The sequence below is a fragment of the Kitasatospora sp. NPDC087315 genome (genome assembly GCF_044744345.1).
Classification (GTDB): domain Bacteria; phylum Actinomycetota; class Actinomycetes; order Streptomycetales; family Streptomycetaceae; genus Kitasatospora.
The window spans coordinates 55,487-73,083 of record NZ_JBIUYD010000033.1 but is presented as its reverse complement, the minus strand read 5'-3'; the positions used below and the strand labels follow the sequence as shown (position 1 = coordinate 73,083).

Annotated in this window: 11 protein-coding genes; 2 read left to right on the top strand and 9 right to left on the bottom strand. The window is 70.8% G+C overall.

Going from position 1 to position 17,597, the window contains the following annotated elements; genetic code table 11:
- Positions 1-261: 261 nt before the first annotated feature.
- The 9 genes from ACIO5D_RS34365 to eccD form a co-directional block, all read right to left on the bottom strand.
- Complete coding sequence (locus tag ACIO5D_RS34365) at positions 262-1,947, bottom strand: ribonuclease J (protein ID WP_363611234.1); 1,686 nt, start codon at positions 1,945-1,947, stop codon at positions 262-264.
- Positions 1,948-2,116: 169 nt separating this feature from the next.
- Positions 2,117-3,016, bottom strand: a complete 900-nt coding sequence (gene dapA / locus ACIO5D_RS34360; RefSeq protein WP_363611232.1) for a 4-hydroxy-tetrahydrodipicolinate synthase — start codon at positions 3,014-3,016, stop codon at positions 2,117-2,119.
- Between the two features lie 215 nt (positions 3,017-3,231).
- Complete coding sequence (gene thyX / locus ACIO5D_RS34355) at positions 3,232-3,966, bottom strand: FAD-dependent thymidylate synthase (RefSeq protein WP_400659125.1); 735 nt, start codon at positions 3,964-3,966, stop codon at positions 3,232-3,234.
- A 41-nt stretch (positions 3,967-4,007) separates the two neighbouring features.
- Positions 4,008-4,469, bottom strand: a complete 462-nt coding sequence (locus ACIO5D_RS34350; RefSeq protein ID WP_400762160.1) for a hypothetical protein — start codon at positions 4,467-4,469, stop codon at positions 4,008-4,010.
- Between the two features lie 25 nt (positions 4,470-4,494).
- Positions 4,495-5,241 (bottom strand): 4-hydroxy-tetrahydrodipicolinate reductase, encoded by a 747-nt coding sequence (gene dapB / locus ACIO5D_RS34345; RefSeq protein ID WP_363611226.1) that lies wholly within the window; start codon positions 5,239-5,241, stop codon positions 4,495-4,497.
- 58 nt (positions 5,242-5,299) lie between these two features.
- Positions 5,300-6,676, bottom strand: a complete 1,377-nt coding sequence (locus tag ACIO5D_RS34340) for a M16 family metallopeptidase (RefSeq protein ID WP_400659120.1) — start codon at positions 6,674-6,676, stop codon at positions 5,300-5,302.
- Positions 6,677-6,743: 67 nt separating this feature from the next.
- The gene (locus ACIO5D_RS34335) at positions 6,744-8,951 is read right to left on the bottom strand and encodes a polyribonucleotide nucleotidyltransferase (protein WP_363611222.1); all 2,208 of its coding nucleotides are present in this window, start codon (positions 8,949-8,951) and stop codon (positions 6,744-6,746) included.
- Positions 8,952-9,382: 431 nt separating this feature from the next.
- Positions 9,383-9,673, bottom strand: a complete 291-nt coding sequence (gene rpsO, locus ACIO5D_RS34330) for a 30S ribosomal protein S15 (protein WP_196952393.1) — start codon at positions 9,671-9,673, stop codon at positions 9,383-9,385.
- Positions 9,674-9,835: 162 nt separating this feature from the next.
- Positions 9,836-11,293, bottom strand: a complete 1,458-nt coding sequence (gene eccD, locus ACIO5D_RS34325; RefSeq protein ID WP_400800022.1) for a type VII secretion integral membrane protein EccD — start codon at positions 11,291-11,293, stop codon at positions 9,836-9,838.
- A gap of 399 nt (positions 11,294-11,692) precedes the next feature.
- Between eccD and eccCa the strand changes: the two genes are divergently transcribed.
- Entirely contained in the window at positions 11,693-15,640 is a 3,948-nt protein-coding gene (gene eccCa / locus ACIO5D_RS34320; RefSeq protein ID WP_400762164.1) for a type VII secretion protein EccCa, read from the top strand.
- A gap of 495 nt (positions 15,641-16,135) precedes the next feature.
- Entirely contained in the window at positions 16,136-17,551 is a 1,416-nt protein-coding gene (locus tag ACIO5D_RS34315; protein WP_363611215.1) for an APC family permease, read from the top strand.
- The last annotated feature ends 46 nt before the right edge of the window (positions 17,552-17,597 follow it).

Sequence of the window (17,597 nt, the reverse complement as noted above, 5' to 3'; positions counted from 1 at the left end):
TTCCTTCAGGCCGCCTTCCAGCGGGCCCTCCGGGCGCTTCGTTCTTTCGTGTTCTCAGCTTATCAGATGTTTTCCGCTCCGTTTTCCGGAGTTTCGTTTATCTGATTGGCTTTCGCCTTTCGGCGCTCCCGAACTCTATCAGAGTTTCTCGGGCCACTTTCCGCTCCCGAATTCCATTCGAAAGCTTCCGGCCGTCCCGTGGGGCAACCCGGAGAACGTTACGCACCGGGCCGCCCCACGTCAAACCGGGCAGTGGAGGGGTCAGACCTCGACCACGACCGGCAGGATCATCGGCCGGCGGCGGTAGTTGTCCGCCACCCACTTGCCGATGGTCCGGCGGACCAGCTGCTGGACCTGGCGGACCTCCAGGACGCCGTCGCCGGCCGAACGCTCCAGGGCCTCCTGGAGCTTGGCGACGACCGGGCCGAACGCGTTGTCGTCGATACCGGAGCCGCGGGCCTGGATGGTCGGGCCGCTCACCATCTTGCCGTTGGCGGAGTCGACCACCACGAAGACGGAGATGAAGCCCTCCTCGCCGAGGATCCTGCGGTCCTTGAGCGAGGCCTCGGTGATGTCACCGACCGAGGAACCGTCCACGTAGACGTAGCCGGCCTGCACCTTGCCGACGATCCGGGCGACGCCGCCCTCCAGGTCGACGCAGACACCGTCCTCGGCGATGACCGTGCGGTTGCGCGGCACACCGGTCGCCATGCCGAGGTCGGCCGCGGCCCGCAGGTGGCGCCATTCGCCGTGGACCGGCATCAGGTTCCGCGGCTTGCAGATGTTGAAGAAGTACAGCAGCTCGCCGGCCGAGGCGTGGCCCGAGACGTGCACCTTGGCGTTGCCCTTGTGCACGACCTTGGCGCCCCAGCGGGTCAGGCCGTTGATCACCCGGTACACGGCGTTCTCGTTGCCCGGGATCAGCGACGAGGCCAGGACGACGGTGTCGCCCTCGACGATGCGGATCTGGTGGTCGCGGTTGGCCATCCGGGACAGCGCGGCCATCGGCTCGCCCTGCGAGCCGGTGCACACCAGCACGACCTCCTTGTCCGGCAGGTCGTCCAGGGTCTTCACGTCGACGATCAGGTTGCCCGGCACCTTCAGGTAACCGAGCTCCCGCGCGATGCCCATGTTGCGGACCATCGAGCGGCCGACGAAGGCCACCTTGCGCTTGTACTCGTGCGCGGCGTCCAGCACCTGCTGGATGCGGTGCACGTGGCTGGCGAAGGAGGCGACGATGATGCGCTTGTCCGCGTTCGCGAAAACGTTTCGCAGCGCGACCGAGATGTCGCGCTCGTGCGGGATGAAGCCGGGGACCTCGGCGTTGGTGGAGTCCACCAGCAGCAGGTCCATGCCCTCCTCGGCCAGCTTGGCGAAGGTTGGCAGGTCGGTGAGGCGGCCGTCGAGCGGCAGCTGGTCCATCTTGAAGTCACCGGTGGCGACGACCATGCCGGCCGGCGTCCGCACGGCGACGGCCAGCGCGTCCGGGATGGAGTGGTTGACCGCGATGAACTCGCAGTCGAACGGGCCGATGCGCTCGCGCTGGCCCTCCTTCACCTCCAGCACGTACGGCCGGATGCGGTGCTCGGTGAGCTTGGCCTCGATCAGGGCGAGGGTCAGCTTCGAACCGATCAGCGGGATGTCCGGGTTCTCCCGGAGCAGGAACGGGACGGCACCGATGTGGTCCTCGTGCCCGTGGGTCAGGACGATGCCGTCGATCTTGTCGAGACGGTCCCGGATGTAGCTGAAGTCCGGCAGGATCAGGTCGACGCCGGGCTGCTCGTCCTCGGGGAAGAGGACACCGCAGTCGACGATGAGAATGCGGTCCCCGTATTCGAAGACCGTCATGTTGCGGCCGATCTCGCCGAGGCCGCCGAGCGGAGTGATGCGGAGGGCGCCCTCCTTGAGTGCGGGGGGCGCGCCGAGTTCGGGGTGCGGGTGGCTCAAAAGACTCTCCTCACGACGCACGCCATATGCCCGGGGTCCTCCCCCTGGAGACATATGGCGTGTGTACTCAGTGTCGGTTTCCTACTGGGTCGGTGCTCTCACGCCTTCGTCCGGTTCAGCGGCAGACCCCGAGAGGTCCGGCGAGCCGGGGCGCGCACGTCTGTGTCTGTTACAGGTGTACCCCGCCGGCGGCGAGATCCTTCTTCAATCGCACGATCTCCTCGGCGGTCGCCCCCACCAGCGGCAGCCGCAGCGGCCCGGCCGGCAAGCCCTGGAGCTCCAGGGCGGCCTTGGTGAGGATGACACCCTGCGTGCGGAACATACCGCTGAAGACCGGGAGCAGGCCCTGGTGGATCGCCGTGGCCTTGGCCACATCGCCGCCCAGGAAGGCCTCGATCATGCTGCGCAGCTCGCCGGCGACGACATGCCCGACCACGCTGACCACACCGACGGCTCCGACGGACAGCAGCGGCAGGTTGAGGACGTCGTCCCCGGAGTACCAGGCAAGGTCGGAACGGGCGATGGCCCAGGCAGCGGCGCCGAGGTCGCCCTTGGCGTCCTTGTTGGCGACGATCCGCGGGTGCTCACCGAGCCGGACCAGCGTCTCGTGGCCGAGCGCGACGCCGCTGCGGCCGGGGATGTCGTAGAGCATGACCGGCAGGCCGGTGGCGTCGGCGATGTGCGTGGTGTGCCGGTACAGACCCTCCTGCGGGGGCTTGCTGTAGTACGGCGTGACGACCAGCAGGCCATGCGCTCCGGCGGCCTCGGCCTGGCGGGCCAGCTCCGCGCTGTGGTGGGTGTCGTTGGTGCCGACACCGGCCACCACGTGGGCCCGGTCCCCCACGGCCTCCACCACGGCGCGGACGAGCTGGGCCTTCTCGGCGTCGCTGGTGGTCGGGGACTCACCGGTGGTGCCGTTGACGACGAGTCCGTCGTTGCCGGAGTCGACGAGGTGCGCGGCGAGGCGCTGGGCGCCGTCGAGGTCGAGACCGCCGTCGGCGGTGAACGGAGTCACCATCGCGGTCAGGACCCGGCCGAAAGGCGTCTGGGGGGTGGAGGTCGGAGCCATGCGTCCAAAGCTACTCGTAGGCGGTGGGGCGGTACCCATGCCGGTCCAGGGTTCGGACAGGTGTAGCACTCAGGGCGGCGGGAGAATGGGATCCCGGTGCTGCATGCTCGGGGGTTCAAGCAGCACCGGAATCCGTGTCACGAGCGTAGGGAGCGGCTAGAAAAGCCGCAATCCAGACATCCTGGACAAGCCGTCCATATGCCTGTCGTCCCAGCTCAGGGGGCGACTCGGCCGTGCTTCTCAAAGGCCGCATGGGTGAGCGGCATGAGCCGTGCCCACTGCTCCTCCATCCGCTCGGCGACCATCTCGATCTCGCGCTGCGGGAAGGACGGCACGCTGGCGTTCTCCTTCTTCGTCCGCAGCGACAGGAAGTGCATCAGCGAGCGGGCGTTGCAGGTCGCGTACATCGACGAGAACAGACCGACCGGCAGCACCGCCCGGGCCACCTCGCGGGCGACGCCGGCCGCCAGCATCTCCTGGTAGCGGCGGTACGCCTCGCGGTACGCCGCCTCCATCGCCCCGGTGACGGTCCGGTGCTGCTCCGGGGTGCCCTCGACGAACTCGTAGCGGCCCGGCCGGCCCTGCTGGACCAGCCTGCGTTCCTCGCCCGGCACGTAGAAGACCGGCTGCAGCTCGCGGTAGCGGCCGGACTCCTCGTTGTACGACCAGCCACTGCGGTGGCGGTGGAACTCCCGGAAGACGAAGATCGGCGCGCTGATGAAGAAGGTCATCGAGTTGTGCTCGAACGGCGTGCCGTGCCGGTCCCGCATCAGGTAGTTGATCAGACCCGTGGACTTCTCCGGGTCCTGCTGCAGCGCCTCCAGGGACTGCTCCCCCGCCGTCGAGACCCGCGCCGCCCAGATGACGTCCGAGTCGGCGGCGGCGCTGCGGACCAGTTCCACCGTGACGTCGCTGCGGAACTGCGGGGCGGTGCCCACTTCGTCGCTCACGCGAGAATCCTCCAGAGTTCGGGTACGTGCCGGCCGACAGCCTAGCCCGCGGGGATCGGCGCACCGGCCGCGCCGTGAAGCCGGATGGCGTGCGCCATCGTCTTGCGGGCGCGCGGGGTGTCGCCGGCGTCGGCGTACGCCACGGCGAGGCGGAACCAGACCCGCCAGTCGCCGGGCGCCGCCTCCGCCTCCGCCTGGCGGCGGGTGAACACCTCGTCGGCCGAGGCCCGGTCGATCCGTCCCCCGGCCGTGCGCCGCAGCTCGTCCACCGGCAGGCCGCCCTCGGCCTCCAGCTCCCGGGCGAGCCGCTCACTGGCCCGGCCGAAGCGGACGGTCTGCCGCAGGAACCAGACGCCGATCAGCGGGATGACGAAGGCGCAGAGCCCGATGCCGATGCCGAGCGGCTTGCCGGTGGCGATCAGCTGCAGACCCTCGCCGACGCAGATCAGGGCGACCAGCAGCAGCACGGCGGCGAGCACGAAGAAGCCGGTACGCGAGGTCATGCGGCGCTCCAAGCGGTGATCACGGTCACAGGTCCAGGAAGTGTTCGAGGCCGAGGGTGAGCCCCGGCGTCTCCACCACCTTGCGCACCCCGAGCAGGATGCCCGGCATGAAGCTGCTGTGGTGCAGCGAGTCGTGCCGGATGGTGAGGGTCTCGCCGGTGTCGCCGAACATCACCTGCTGGTGGGCGAGCAGCCCGCGCAGCCGGACGGCGTGCACCGGCACCCCGTCCACGTCGGCGCCGCGGGCGCCCGGCAGGCTGTGGGTGGTCGGGTCCTGCTGGCGCGGCCGGCCCGCCTCGGCCCGGGCGGCCGCGATCAGCTGGGCGGTGCGGGTGGCGGTGCCGCTGGGCGCGTCGGCCTTGCGGTCGTGGTGCAGCTCGACCACCTCGACCGACTCGAAGTACTTGGCGGCCGTCTGGGCGAACTTCATGCCGAGCACCGCGCCGATGGAGAAGTTCGGTGCGATCAGCAGGCCCAGCTCCGGTGCCTCGTCCAGCCAGCCGCGGACGGTGGCCAGCCGCTCGTCCGTCCAGCCGGTGGTGCCGGTGACCACGTGGATGCCGTGGTGCAGGCAGTAGTCGAGATTGCCCATCACCGAGTCGGGGTGGGTCAGCTCGACCACGGCCTGCGCACCGGCGTCGGTGAGCTCGGAGAGCTTCGACTCCCGGCCGAGGGTGGCGACCAGTTCCATGTCCGGGGCGGCCTCGACGGCCTTGACGGCCTCCGAGCCGATCCGGCCCCTGGCACCGATCACGGCGACACGCAGCGTCATGACGAACTTCCCTTCAGACCAGTGGGACCAGCAAGAGCAACACGACCGGCGGCGCCGGTCAGACCAGCAGGTCGGCGAGCCGGGCGGCCCGCTTGTCGCTGACCGGGCCGATCAGCGCCAGCGACGGCCGGTACGCGCCCAGCACATCACGGGCCACCGCGTGGACGTCGTCCAGGGTCACGGCCGCGATCTTCGCCAGTATGTCGTCCACCGACAGATGGTGGCCGTAGCTCAGCTCGGCCTTGCCGATCCGGTTCATCAGCGAGCCGGTGTCCTCCATGCCGAGCACGGTGGAACCGGAGATCTGCCCGATCGCCCGCTGCAGCTCCTCCTCGGTGATGCCCTCGGCGACCACCTTGGCGAGCTCCTCGCGGCAGATCCGCAGCACCTCCTCGACCCGCTTGGGCTGGCAGCCCGCGTAGATGCCGAACAGGCCGCTGTCCGCGTACGACGAGGAGTACGAGTACACCGAGTACGCCAGGCCGCGCTTCTCCCGGACCTCCTGGAACAGCCGCGAGCTCATCCCGCCGCCGAGGGCCGCGTTGAGCACGCCCATCGCCCAGCGGCGCTCGTCGTGCCGGGGCACCCCGGGCACGCCCAGCACCAGATGGGCCTGCTCGGTGCTGCGGTTGAGCACCTCGATCCGGCCGGCCGTCCGCAGCGCCTTGACCCCGCGCCGGGCCTCGGCGGGCGCGGCCGTGGAGCGGGCCAGCATCGGCGCGAAGGCCCGCTCGACCTGCCGGACCACCTTGCGGTGGTCCAGGTTGCCGGCCGCGGAGACCACCAGCTGCTCGGGCCGGTAGCGGCGCTGGAAGAAGCCGGCGATCTGGTCGCGGGTCAGCCCCCGGACGGTCTCCTGGGTGCCGAGGATCGGGCGGCCCAGCGGGCCGTCGCCGAAGATCACCTTGGCGAAGAGGTCGTGCACCACGTCGCCCGGGTCGTCCTCGGCCATCGCCATCTCCTCGAGGATGACGCCGCGCTCGGCCTCCACGTCCTCCGGGCGGATCAGCGAACCGGTGAGCATGTCGCAGACCACGTCGATGGCCAGCGGCAGGTCGGTGTCCAGGACCCGGGCGTAGTAGCAGGTGTTCTCCTTCGCGGTGAAGGCGTTCATCTCGCCGCCGACCGCGTCCAGGGCCGCCGAGATGTCCAGCGCGCTGCGCCGCTCGGTGCCCTTGAAGAGCAGGTGCTCCAGGTAGTGGGTGGCGCCGTTGAGCTGCGGGGTCTCGTCCCGCGAACCGACGCCGACCCAGATGCCGAAGGTCGCGGAGCGCACCGTCGGCAGGGTTTCGGTGACGACCCGCAGGCCGCCGGGGAGGACGGTGCGGCGCACCGTGCCGGCGCCGTCCACGCCCTTGAGCAGGGTCCGGGTGGTGCCGGGGCGCTGCTTCGCCGCCGAGGCCTGAGCCACGGGGTGTACCTCCGTAGAAAGCATGTGCAACAACAGGGTGCGGCCCGCACGCCGACGTGGCGTGCGGGCCGCGGGGTCAACTAGCGGCGCTTCACTCGGAAGCGGCCTCGCCGTCCTCTTCGCCCTCTACCACCGGGATCAGGGAGAGCTTGCCGCGCGGGTCGATCTCGGCGATCTCGACCTGGACCTTGGCGCCGACGCCGAGCACGTCCTCGACGTTCTCCACGCGCTTGCCACCGGCGAGCTTGCGGATCTGCGAGATGTGCAGCAGGCCGTCCTTGCCCGGCATGAGCGAGACGAACGCGCCGAACGTCGTGGTCTTGACCACGGTGCCCAGGTAGCGCTCGCCGACCTCCGGCATGGTCGGGTTGGCGATCTGGTTGATCGTCGTACGGGCAGCCTCCGCCGAGGGACCGTCGACCGCACCGATGTAGATGGTGCCGTCGTCCTCGATGGTGATGTCCGCGCCGGTGTCCTCCTGGATCTGGTTGATCATCTTGCCCTTGGGGCCGATGACCTCACCGATCTTGTCCACCGGGATCTTGATGGTGATGATGCGCGGCGCGTTCGGCGACATCTCGTCGGGCGCGTCGATGGCCTCGTTCATCACGTCGAGGATGTGCAGACGCGCGTCCTTGGCCTGCTTCAGCGCGGCGGCCAGCACCGACGCCGGGATGCCGTTGAGCTTGGTGTCCAGCTGCAGGGCGGTGATGAAGTTGCGGGTACCGGCGACCTTGAAGTCCATGTCGCCGTACGCGTCCTCGGCGCCCAGGATGTCGGTCAGCGCGACGTAGTGGGTCTCACCGTCGATCTCCTGCGAGATCAGGCCCATGGCGATACCGGCGACGGCGGCCTTCAGCGGCACACCGGCGTTCAGCAGCGACATGGTCGAGGCGCAGACCGAGCCCATCGAGGTGGAGCCGTTGGAGCTCAGCGCCTCGGAGACCTGGCGGATCGCGTAGGGGAACTCCTCGCGGGTCGGCAGCACGGGCAGGATCGCCCGCTCCGCCAGCGCGCCGTGGCCGATCTCGCGGCGCTTGGGCGAGCCCACGCGGCCGGTCTCGCCGACCGAGTACGGCGGGAAGTTGTAGTTGTGCATGTAGCGGCGGCGCGTCTCCGGGGAGAGCGTGTCCAGCTGCTGCTCCATGCGCAGCATGTTCAGCGTGGTGACACCCAGGATCTGGGTCTCGCCGCGCTCGAACAGGGCCGAGCCGTGAACGCGCGGGATGGCCTCGACCTCGGCGGCCAGGGTGCGGATGTCGGTGACACCGCGGCCGTCGATGCGGATCTTGTCCTTGATGACGCGCTCGCGGACGATCTTCTTGGTCAGCGCGTTGTAGGCGGCGCTGATCTCCTTCTCGCGGCCCTCGAACTCCGGCAGCAGCTTCTCGGCGGCCAGCGCCTTGACGCGGTCCAGCTCGTTGTTGCGCTCCTGCTTGCCCGGGATGGTGAGGGCCTGGGCCAGCTCGTCCTTCACGGCGGAGGTCAGCGCGGCGAGCACGTCGTCCTGGTAGTCCAGGAAGACCGGGAACTCGCCGGTCGGCTTGGCGGCCTGGGCGGCCAGCTGGGCCTGCGCGGCGCAGAGCACCTTGATGAACGGCTTGGCGGCGTCCAGACCGGCGGCGACGACGTCCTCGGTGGGCGCCTCGGCGCCGCCCTCGACCAGCTTGATGGTCTTGTCGGTGGCCTCGGCCTCGACCATCATGATCGCGACATCGCCGTCCGGCAGGACGCGACCGGCGACGACCATGTCGAAGACGGCCGACTCCAGCTCGCTGTGGGTCGGGAAGGCCACCCACTGGCCCTTGATCAGCGCGACGCGGACGCCACCGATCGGGCCGGAGAACGGCAGGCCCGCCAGCTGGGTGGAGGCGGAGGCGGCGTTGATGGCCACCACGTCGTACAGGTGGTCCGGGTTGAGCGCCATGATCGTGCAGACGACCTGGACCTCGTTGCGCAGGCCCTTGACGAAGGACGGGCGCAGCGGGCGGTCGATCAGGCGGCAGGTGAGGATGGCGTCCTCGGAGGGCCGGCCCTCACGACGGAAGAACGAGCCGGGGATCCGGCCCGCGGCGTACATCCGCTCCTCGACGTCCACGGTCAGCGGGAAGAAGTCGAAGTGCTCCTTCGGCTGCTTCGACGCGCTGGTGGCCGACAGCACCATGGTGTCGTCGTCGAGGTAGGCCACGGCCGAGCCGGCGGCCTGACGGGCCAGGCGGCCGGTCTCGAAGCGGATGGTACGGGTGCCGAAGGAACCGTTGTCGATCACGGCCTCGGCATAGAACACGTTCTCTTCCACCTGGAAGATCTCCTCTTTCGTACGTCTCCGGGAGAGCGTCCCCGCGCATGGCCCGCTGGTGGCCCTGGACAGTCCGGGCCGGTCTTCGATCGAAGCCTCCGGTGGGCCCCGCTCGGTCTGCGGGGCTTCCGGCGGCCACTACCGAGGACCGGCGCCTCTCGGCTGCCAGGCCTGGACGGGCGGTCCGCGTCTGGACGCTCTCTCGGATGCGGGCGGCTTCCGTTTGAAGCCTTCGGCCCGCGGGGGGGTCGGGTCTCTGCTCGGGTGGCGCTCGTCGGCGCCATCACCCGGCATGCCCACAACCCTACGGTGCAATCCTCGGCCACCTGGGGAGGTCGGCGCGAGTTGTTATCTCCGACCACGGGCCGTGGCCCGCGGCATACGCGCGAAGGGCGGCTCCCCGGTGTGGGGAGCCGCCCCGAGCGGCGGTCTTAGCGGGCGCCACCGGCGGCACCGCGGCGGATGCCCAGGCGGTCGACGAGCGTACGGAAGCGCTCGATGTCCTTCTTGGCCAGGTACTGCAGCAGGCGGCGACGCTGGCCGACCAGGATCAGCAGGCCGCGGCGCGAGTGGTGGTCGTGCTTGTGGGTCTTGAGGTGCTCGGTCAGGTCCGAGATACGGCGGGAGAGCATGGCCACCTGAACCTCGGGGGAGCCGGTGTCGCCCTCCTTCTGGCCGAACTCGGCGATGATCTGCTTCTTGACGTCAGAGGCGAGAGCCACTGCAACTCCTTAACAGGTGATACCGAGCGGTCCTGGTCTACGGCACAGGACTCTTGAAGAACTCGGTGTCGTAACGCGGGCGCCGCCTGCTGCCACCGGCCTGGGGCCGGGTACAAGGCTGCGCTCGGAGGCCAAGCGTACCAGTGCCGTTCGCCCGGCCGGTCAGCCGGTCGCTCCGCGCACCAGGTGGTAGATGTCGAGGACGGCCAGGGCGAGCGGCACCAGGGCCATCAGGGTGAGGCTGTCGACCAGGTCCAGGATGCGTCCCCAGAAGGGTGAGACGCCGAGCCGGGGCACCACCAGGGCGATGGCGGTGAGCAGGGCGGCGCCGGCCGCGATCGAGGCGGCCAGCCAGATGGTGCGCAGGTCGACGTCGGTGGAGCCGGCGGCCTTCAGGATGAACAGCGGGGTGTGCAGCGACAGCCCGATGATCAGCAGCGACAGGCCGAGCAGGCCCGCGATGGTGAGGCTGAAGACCTGCGCGGTGTAGCGGAACAGGCGGGCGCGCAGCATGGTGGCGAGGCCGAGGGCCAGCGCCAGCAGCTGGGGGAAGAGCTCGTCGGTGAAGCCGAGCACCGCGCAGGCGCCGACGATCACCGCGGCGCAGCCGCCGACCAGGCCGACCAGCACCTCGTGGCCGCGGCGGGCCTGGTGGGCGATCCGCTCGTACTGGACGGCCTCCGCGCGGCCGGCCTCCTCGTCGTAGTCGCGGCTGCGGGTGCGGGTCTGGCCGGGGGCGCTGAAGCCGACGGGCAGCCGGGCGAAGCGGGCGGAGAGACCGGGCAGGAAGCCGATCACGGCGACGGCGGCCACGCCGGTGACGGCGGCGACGTGGCCGGCCGGGGTGCCGGGCAGCAGGACGGCGGCGAAGGTCGCCAGGGCACCGGCGGCGGCCAGGAAGGCGGCGGCGACGAACAGCGCGTCCTTCTCCGGCAGCAGTCCGGCCAGCAGGACGGCGACCACCAGGACGGCGACGCAGCCGGTGAGGAACTGGAGCCGGCCGGGGCCGTCCCACGGGTGGGCGACGGCGATGACGCCGCTGCCGCCGATCATGGCGTGCGGCAGGGCGCCGAGGCCGAGCGCGAGGGCGGCGTAGGCGTCCTGGTAGACCCGGGCGCGGACGCCGGCGAGCGCGGTGAGCACCACGGCGGTGACGCCGGAGAGGACGCCGGGCAGGCCGTGCATGTCGTGGCGCAGGTCGGAGAACCAGAGCGCGAAGCCGAGCAGGGCGAGCAGCACACCGGCGCCGATCAGGCCGAAGGCCCGCATCAGCTCGGGGCTCCAGAAGCGGCGGTCGGCCTCGACGGCGGTGGCGATGGCGTCGGCGACGTCGTCGTAGACGGCCGGCGGCAGCGACTCCGCGAAGGGGCGCAGGCTGAGCAGGTCGCCGTCGCGGACCTGCTGGGCGGCGAGTGGCAGGCCGCTGTCCAGCACGGTGCCGTCGCGGCGGACCAGGTGGAAGCCGGTCGGGACGCCGTCGGGCTGGGTCTGGCCGGAGAGGCGCAGCACCTCGGGGTAGATGTCCGCGAGCGGGACGTCCTCGGGCAGGGCGACGTCGATCCGGCTGTTCGGGGCGACGACGGTGACCCGGCAGAATCCGGTCGTGGCGGAAGTGCTCATGGGCACCCCTCGATCGCTCGACGCACTGGGCGCTCCCCCTTGTTGACGGTGCCGCGGCTTCGGGCGGCGGTCGGTCTGGCTGCTGCGCGGGCGCCGGCCGGTGGAACTGGCTCGTTCCGGCCGCGAGTTGGCGCGGCGTTACCCTACCCGCTCCGTTCGTGCGCGGTACCGCTCAGGGCCGGTGGGGTAGGGCCGGTACGGGCCCCGGGGGTGACCAGTAGGATCGGCCCCTGCGCACGGCGACGGGGACAGGGGCCGCGCTCCTCCCCGGATGCCTGCGGTCGGCGAAGCGGGGGCGGCGTCACACGGGGCGCCCTCACCCGTACGTATTTCCAGTTGCGTGAGGGCTGATGCCGAAGTGAACGAGCGAACCGTTCTGGGCCGTGCGGTGGGGTGCGTATGAGCGTGATCACGGTCAAGCGGCCCGCCCGGGCCTATCCGCCCGCGGTGCCGGACGAGCCGGTGGAGCTGGTCAGCCCGCCCGAACTGCCCAGGGCGGGCGGCGAGGACTGGGTGATGAGCATTCTGCCGATGCTCGGTATGGGCGGTTCGGCGGTGTTCTTCTTCTCGCCCGGCGCGCAGGCCCCTATGAAGATCATGGGCGGTCTGATGATCGTCTCGACGGTCGGCATGGCGCTGGCGCAGATCGTCCGGGCGCGCAAGGGCGGTTCGACGGCCACCGCCGACGAGCGGCGCGACTACCTCAAGTACCTGCAGCAGATGCGCCGCCAGGTCCGCCGCACCGCCGAACGGCAGCGCGGCGCGCAGCTGTTCCTGAACCCGGAGCCGGACCAGCTCTGGTCGATCGTCGCGGACGGCCGCCGGCTGTGGGAGCGCCGCACCGGGGACGCCGACTTCGCGCAGATCAGGGTCGGCCGGGGGCCGGTGCAGCTGTCCACGCCGCTGGTGGCGCCGCAGACCGCGCCGATGGACGAGCTGGAGCCGCTCTCCGCGGCCGCGATGCACACCTTCCTGAAGGCCCACGGGACCTTGCAGGACCTGCCGTTGGCGGTCTCGCTGCGCGCCTTCTACCACATCACGGTCTGCGGCGACCCGGACACCGTGTACGGCAACGTCCGGGCGATGATCGCCCAGATGACGACCCTGCACTCGCCGGACGACCTGCTGGTGACGGTGGCCGCGGCGCCGGGCGCGGTGGAGGAGTGGGAGTGGACCAAGTGGCTCCCGCACAACCAGCACCGCAAGGAGGGCGACGGGGCCGGCTCGCGGCGGCTGATCGCCACCGGCCTCGGTGAGCTGGAGGACCTGCTCCAGGACGAACTGGCCGGCCGTCAGCGCTTCGTGCGCGACGCCGCGCCGGCGCCGGACCAGCCGCACGTCATCGTCGTGATGGACGGCGCCTCGGTACCGCCCGACTCGCTGCTGGCCGGCCCGGAGGGCGTGCACGGGGTCACCATCATCGAGGTGGTCCCGGGCGATCTGGACGAGCCGACCGGCCATCTGATCGTCACCGTCACGCCGGAGGAGCTGGTGCTGCGCTCGGTCTCGGGTGCGACGTACGCCGGCCGGCCGGACACCCTCTCGACCTGGCAGTCCGAGGCCCTGGCCCGGCAGTTGGCGCCGTACCGGATCTCGGCCGGGGGCGACGACGAGCCGCTGCTGTCCAACCTGGACTTCACGGATCTGATGAACTCTGGCGACCCGGGCTCGTTCGACGTGACCCGCAGCTGGCGGCCGCGCGCGCAGCACGAGCGGCTGCGGGTACCGATCGGGGTCGGCGCCGGCGGCGAGCACGTCTACCTGGACATCAAGGAGGCCGCGCTGGAGGGCATGGGCCCGCACGGCCTGTGCGTCGGCGCGACCGGCTCCGGCAAGTCGGAGCTGCTGCGGACGCTGGTGCTGGGCCTGGCGATGTCGCACTCCTCCGAGGTGCTGAACTTCGTCCTCGCGGACTTCAAGGGCGGTGCGACCTTCGCCGGCATGGCGGACATGCCGCACACCTCGGCCGTGATCACCAACCTGGAGGGCGAACTCACCCTGGTCGACCGCATGCGCGACGCGATCGAGGGCGAGATGAACCGCCGCCAGGAGCTGCTGCGTTCGGCGGGCAACTACGCCAACCTGAACGAGTACGAGCGGGCCCGCGCGGCGGGCGCGGCGCTGGCCCCGCTGCCGTCCCTGGTCCTGATCATCGACGAGTTCTCCGAACTGCTCACCGCCAAGCCGGACTTCATCGACATGTTCATCCAGATCGGCCGGATCGGCCGGTCGCTGGGTGTGCACCTGCTGCTCGCCTCGCAGCGGCTGGAGGAGGGCAAGCTGCGCGGCCTCGACACCTATCTCTCGTACCGGATCGGCCTGCGCACCTTCTCGGCGGCGGAGTCCCGGGCAGCGATCGGGGTGCCGGACGCGTACCACCTGCCGCCGGTGCCTGGGGTGGGCTACCTCAAGTTCGGCACCGATGTGATGGACCGCTTCAAGGCCGCGTACGTCTCCGGGCCGTACCGCGCCCCGGGGCAGCAGCGCTCCACCGGCGGCCGGCTGGTGACGGCGCAGCCGGTGCGGTTCACCGCGGCCGAGGTGCCGGTGGCGGAGCCGCTGGTGCGGGAGGTGGAGCCGGAGACCGAGGAGCAGGACGACGCGCTGGTCGACACCGTGCTGGACGTGTTCGTGCAGCGGATGGCGGGCCAGGGGCCGGCCGCCCACCAGGTGTGGCTGCCGCCGCTGGACGAGGCGCCGAGCGTGGACGAGCTGCTGCCGCCGTTGCAGGCGACCACCGAGCGCGGTCTGACCTCGCCCGGGTTCGGGGCGCTGGGCCGGCTGAACGTGCCGATCGGCATCGTCGACAAGCCGCGCGACCAGCGGCGCGAGGTGCTGCACCAGGACTACGCGGGGGCGGCCGGCCACGGTCTGATCGTGGGTGGTCCGCGTTCGGGCAAGTCGACCGTGGTGCGGACCACGGTGGCCGCGTTCGCGCTCACCCACACCCCGCTGGAGGCGCAGTTCTACCTGCTGGACTTCGGCGGCGGCGGCTTCCAGACGCTGCAGGACCTGCCGCACGTCGGCGGGGTGGCCGGGCGGCTCGACGGCGAGAAGGTCCGCCGGATGATCAGCGAGGTGCACGGGGTGCTCAACCGGCGCGAGGAGCTGTTCCGCGCGACCGGGATCGACGGCATCGCGACCTACCGCGCCCGCCGGGCCGGCGGGCAGCTGCCGGACGAGCGGTTCGGCGACGTCTTCCTGGTGATCGACGGCTGGAACACCTTCAAGCAGGAGTTCGAGATGCTGGAGCCGGTGATCGGGGACATCGCCCAGCGCGGTCTCGGGTACGGCGTCCACCTGATCGTCACAGCAGCCCGCTACGCCGAGGTCCGCCCGGCCCTGAAGGACCTGCTGCAGAACCGGACCGAGCTGAAGCTCGGTGACGCGATGGAGTCCGAGGTGGACCGCCGGGTGGCGCAGAACGTGCCGGCCGTCCCGGGGCGCGGGGTGACCGCGGGCAAGCTGCACTTCCTGTCCGGTCTGCCGCGGCTGGACGGCTCGCACACCGTGGACGACCTCCAGGAGGGGGTGGCCGGCCTGGTCGCCGCGGTCAACGCGGCCTGGACCGGCCCGCGCGCGCCGCAGGTCCGGATGCTGCCGACGGTGCTGGACGGCTTCTCGCTGCCGAAGGGCTTCGAGCACCCGGAGCGCGGGATCGCGTTCGGCGTGGACGAGGTGGAGCTGGCGCCGGCGTTCGTCAACTTCGAGACCGATCCGCTGTTCATCGTCTTCGGCGACACCGAGTCCGGTAAGTCCGCGCTGCTGCGGATGCTGGTCAAGCAGATCACCGAGCGGTACACCCCGGAGCAGGCCGGCATCGTGGTCGGCGACTACCGGCGGGCGCTGCTCGGCGCGGTGCCACCGGAGTACCTGGTGGAGTACGCGGCGGCGCAGCCGGCCATGACCAGCATCGTGGAGATGCTGCGCGGGGCCTGCGCACGCCGTCTGCCGGGCCCGGACGTGACCGCCGAGCAGCTGCGCAACCGCAGCTGGTACAGCGGCAAGGACATGTTCGTGATCGTGGACGACTACGAGCTGGTGGCGACCGGCTCGGGCAACCCGCTGGCGCCGCTGGCCGAGTTCCTGCCGTTCGCCCGCGACATCGGCCTGCGGGTGGTCATCGCGCGCAGCGCGGGCGGCGCCGGACGCTCGCTGTACGAGCCGGTGATGCAGCGGATGCGGGAGCTGGGCGGCCAGGGCGTGATCCTGTCCGGCAACAAGGACGAGGGCGCGCTGCTCGGCACGGTCAAGCCGCAGCCGCTGCCGCCGGGCCGGGGGGTGTACGTGTCGCGCCGGATCAGCAGCGGGCAGATGGTGCAGACGGGCTGGCTGCCGTCGGCGTAGGACGGGCCGCCGTCCGCCGCGCCGCCTCGCGCGGCGGTCACGGAGGGTGATTGAAGGGGTCGGGTTCGGAGGAGCCCGGCCCCTTCGGCGTCCCGGCTACTGAAACGTTACCTAGATCTTTACGGCGTGTCGCTGCGGTTCCCGTTGTGGCCTGGGAGGACGGCGGACACGGGAGGGGCGCCTGGGCAGTCGCTGCCACACCCCACCCCAGCCTTTGAATGGGCGCTTGCAACACTCCGTTCACCTTGGATTCAGGCACGGTGCGGCGAAAGTAACAAGTCGGACATGCATGACAATGACCGTGAGTGATCATCAGATCGCATGTTTATGCCGCTTGCCGCAACGGATTCCGAAGCAATTCCGCCATTGACGCAATCAATACGGCCAAGGTTCCATGGCGGCCAGGGAGCGTTCAGAACCAGGACCCAGAGCAGCCAGCCAGCGGAGGCGATACCGCTCCCTCTCCAGGACCGCACAGAGCCGATCGGAAGCCACATGACCGACACGCTTCGCCCACCACTCGCCGTAGCCCCCGCTGCGGCGACCGAGGGCGCAACCGCCTCCCCCCAGAAGCTCAAGCGCTCGATCGGCGTCGTGGGCGGCACCCTGCTCACGCTGTCCTGTGTCACCCCGGCCTCCACGCTCTTCGTGATCGTCCCGGAGCTGTTCTCCAGCATCGGCAGCGCCACCGCCCTGGCCATCGCGATCGGCTCGGTGCTCTGTATCGCCGTCGCCTTCTGCTACTCCGAGCTCGGCACCCTGATCCCCAGCGCCGGCGGCGAGTACGCGATGGTCGGCACCCTGGCCGGGCGGCTGGCCGGCTGGCTGGTCTTCGTGCTCTCGCTGATCGTGGTGATGATCGTCCCCTCGGTGATCGCCCTGGGCACGGCCGACTACCTCGCCCCGGTGCTGCACGTCGACAAGGCGATCGCGGGCGCCGCGGTGATGCTGGCCGCCACCCTGGCCGGTCTGCTGGACCTGCGGGCCAACGCCTGGATCACCGGCATCTTCCTGGTCCTGGAGGTCATCGCCGCCGGTGTCGTCTCGGTGCTCGGCTTCGCCCACGCCAACGGCGACGCGCCCAGCCTGCTGCACGGCGTGGTCGCCGGCGAGGGCGGCGCCACCACCACGGTGAGCATCGGCGCCATCATCGGCGCACTCGGCATCGCGCTCTTCATCACCCAGGGCTTCTCCACCGCGGTCTACCTCTCCGAGGAGCTGGAGAACCCGCGCCGCAACGTCTCCCGCACGGTGCTGTGGACGCTCGGCATCTCCGCCGCCGTCCTCCTGATCCCGGTCGCCGCCATCACCATGGGCGCCCCCGACCTGGCCACCCTCAGCTCCGGTGACATCTCCGGCATGGTCACGGCCTGGAGCAACTCCGCCGTCGGCACCTTCATCAGCCTCTGCGTGGCGCTGGCCATCATCAACGCCGGCATCGTCATGGTGATCCAGAACTCCCGGGTGCTGTTCGCCTCCGCCCGTGACAAGGCCTGGCCCGAGCCGGTCAACAAGGCCTTCGGCACCCTGGGCCGGTTCGGCTCCCCGTGGGTCGCCACCCTCGCCGTCGGCCTCCCCGGCGCCGCCCTCTGCTTCGTCCCGGGCGAGCTGCTCAGCAACATCACCGGCGTCGCCGTCACCGGGATGTACCTGCTGGTCGCGATCGCCGCGCTGCTCTCCCGCCGCGCCCACCACAAGCACGCCGCCGCCTGGCGGATGCCGCTGTGGCCGGCCGTCCCGGTGGTGCTGATCGCGCTGCTGGTCTACATCATCACCCAGCTGGACACCGAACCCCTGCTGTGGACCGGCGGCATCACCGCCGCCGCCACCCTCTACTGGCTGTTCTACCTGCGTCCCCGGCAGGACAGCCACTGGGTGATCAGCCTCCCCGAGGACGAGCAGCAGGCCTGAGACCCCACCCCTCCCCCACACGGCAGTGCCCCGGGCTCCCCCTGGC

Coding starts and splice junctions, on each gene's coding strand:
- dapA (WP_363611232.1), bottom strand. CDS start 3,016: ATGGCTCCGACCTCCACCCCCCAGACGCCTTTCGGCCGGGTCCTGACC.
- ACIO5D_RS34350 (WP_400762160.1), bottom strand. CDS start 4,469: ATGACCTCGCGTACCGGCTTCTTCGTGCTCGCCGCCGTGCTGCTGCTG.
- dapB (WP_363611226.1), bottom strand. CDS start 5,241: ATGACGCTGCGTGTCGCCGTGATCGGTGCCAGGGGCCGGATCGGCTCG.
- ACIO5D_RS34340 (WP_400659120.1), bottom strand. CDS start 6,676: ATGCTTTCTACGGAGGTACACCCCGTGGCTCAGGCCTCGGCGGCGAAG.
- eccD (WP_400800022.1), bottom strand. CDS start 11,293: ATGAGCACTTCCGCCACGACCGGATTCTGCCGGGTCACCGTCGTCGCC.
- eccCa (WP_400762164.1), top strand. CDS start 11,693: ATGAGCGTGATCACGGTCAAGCGGCCCGCCCGGGCCTATCCGCCCGCG.
- ACIO5D_RS34315 (WP_363611215.1), top strand. CDS start 16,136: ATGACCGACACGCTTCGCCCACCACTCGCCGTAGCCCCCGCTGCGGCG.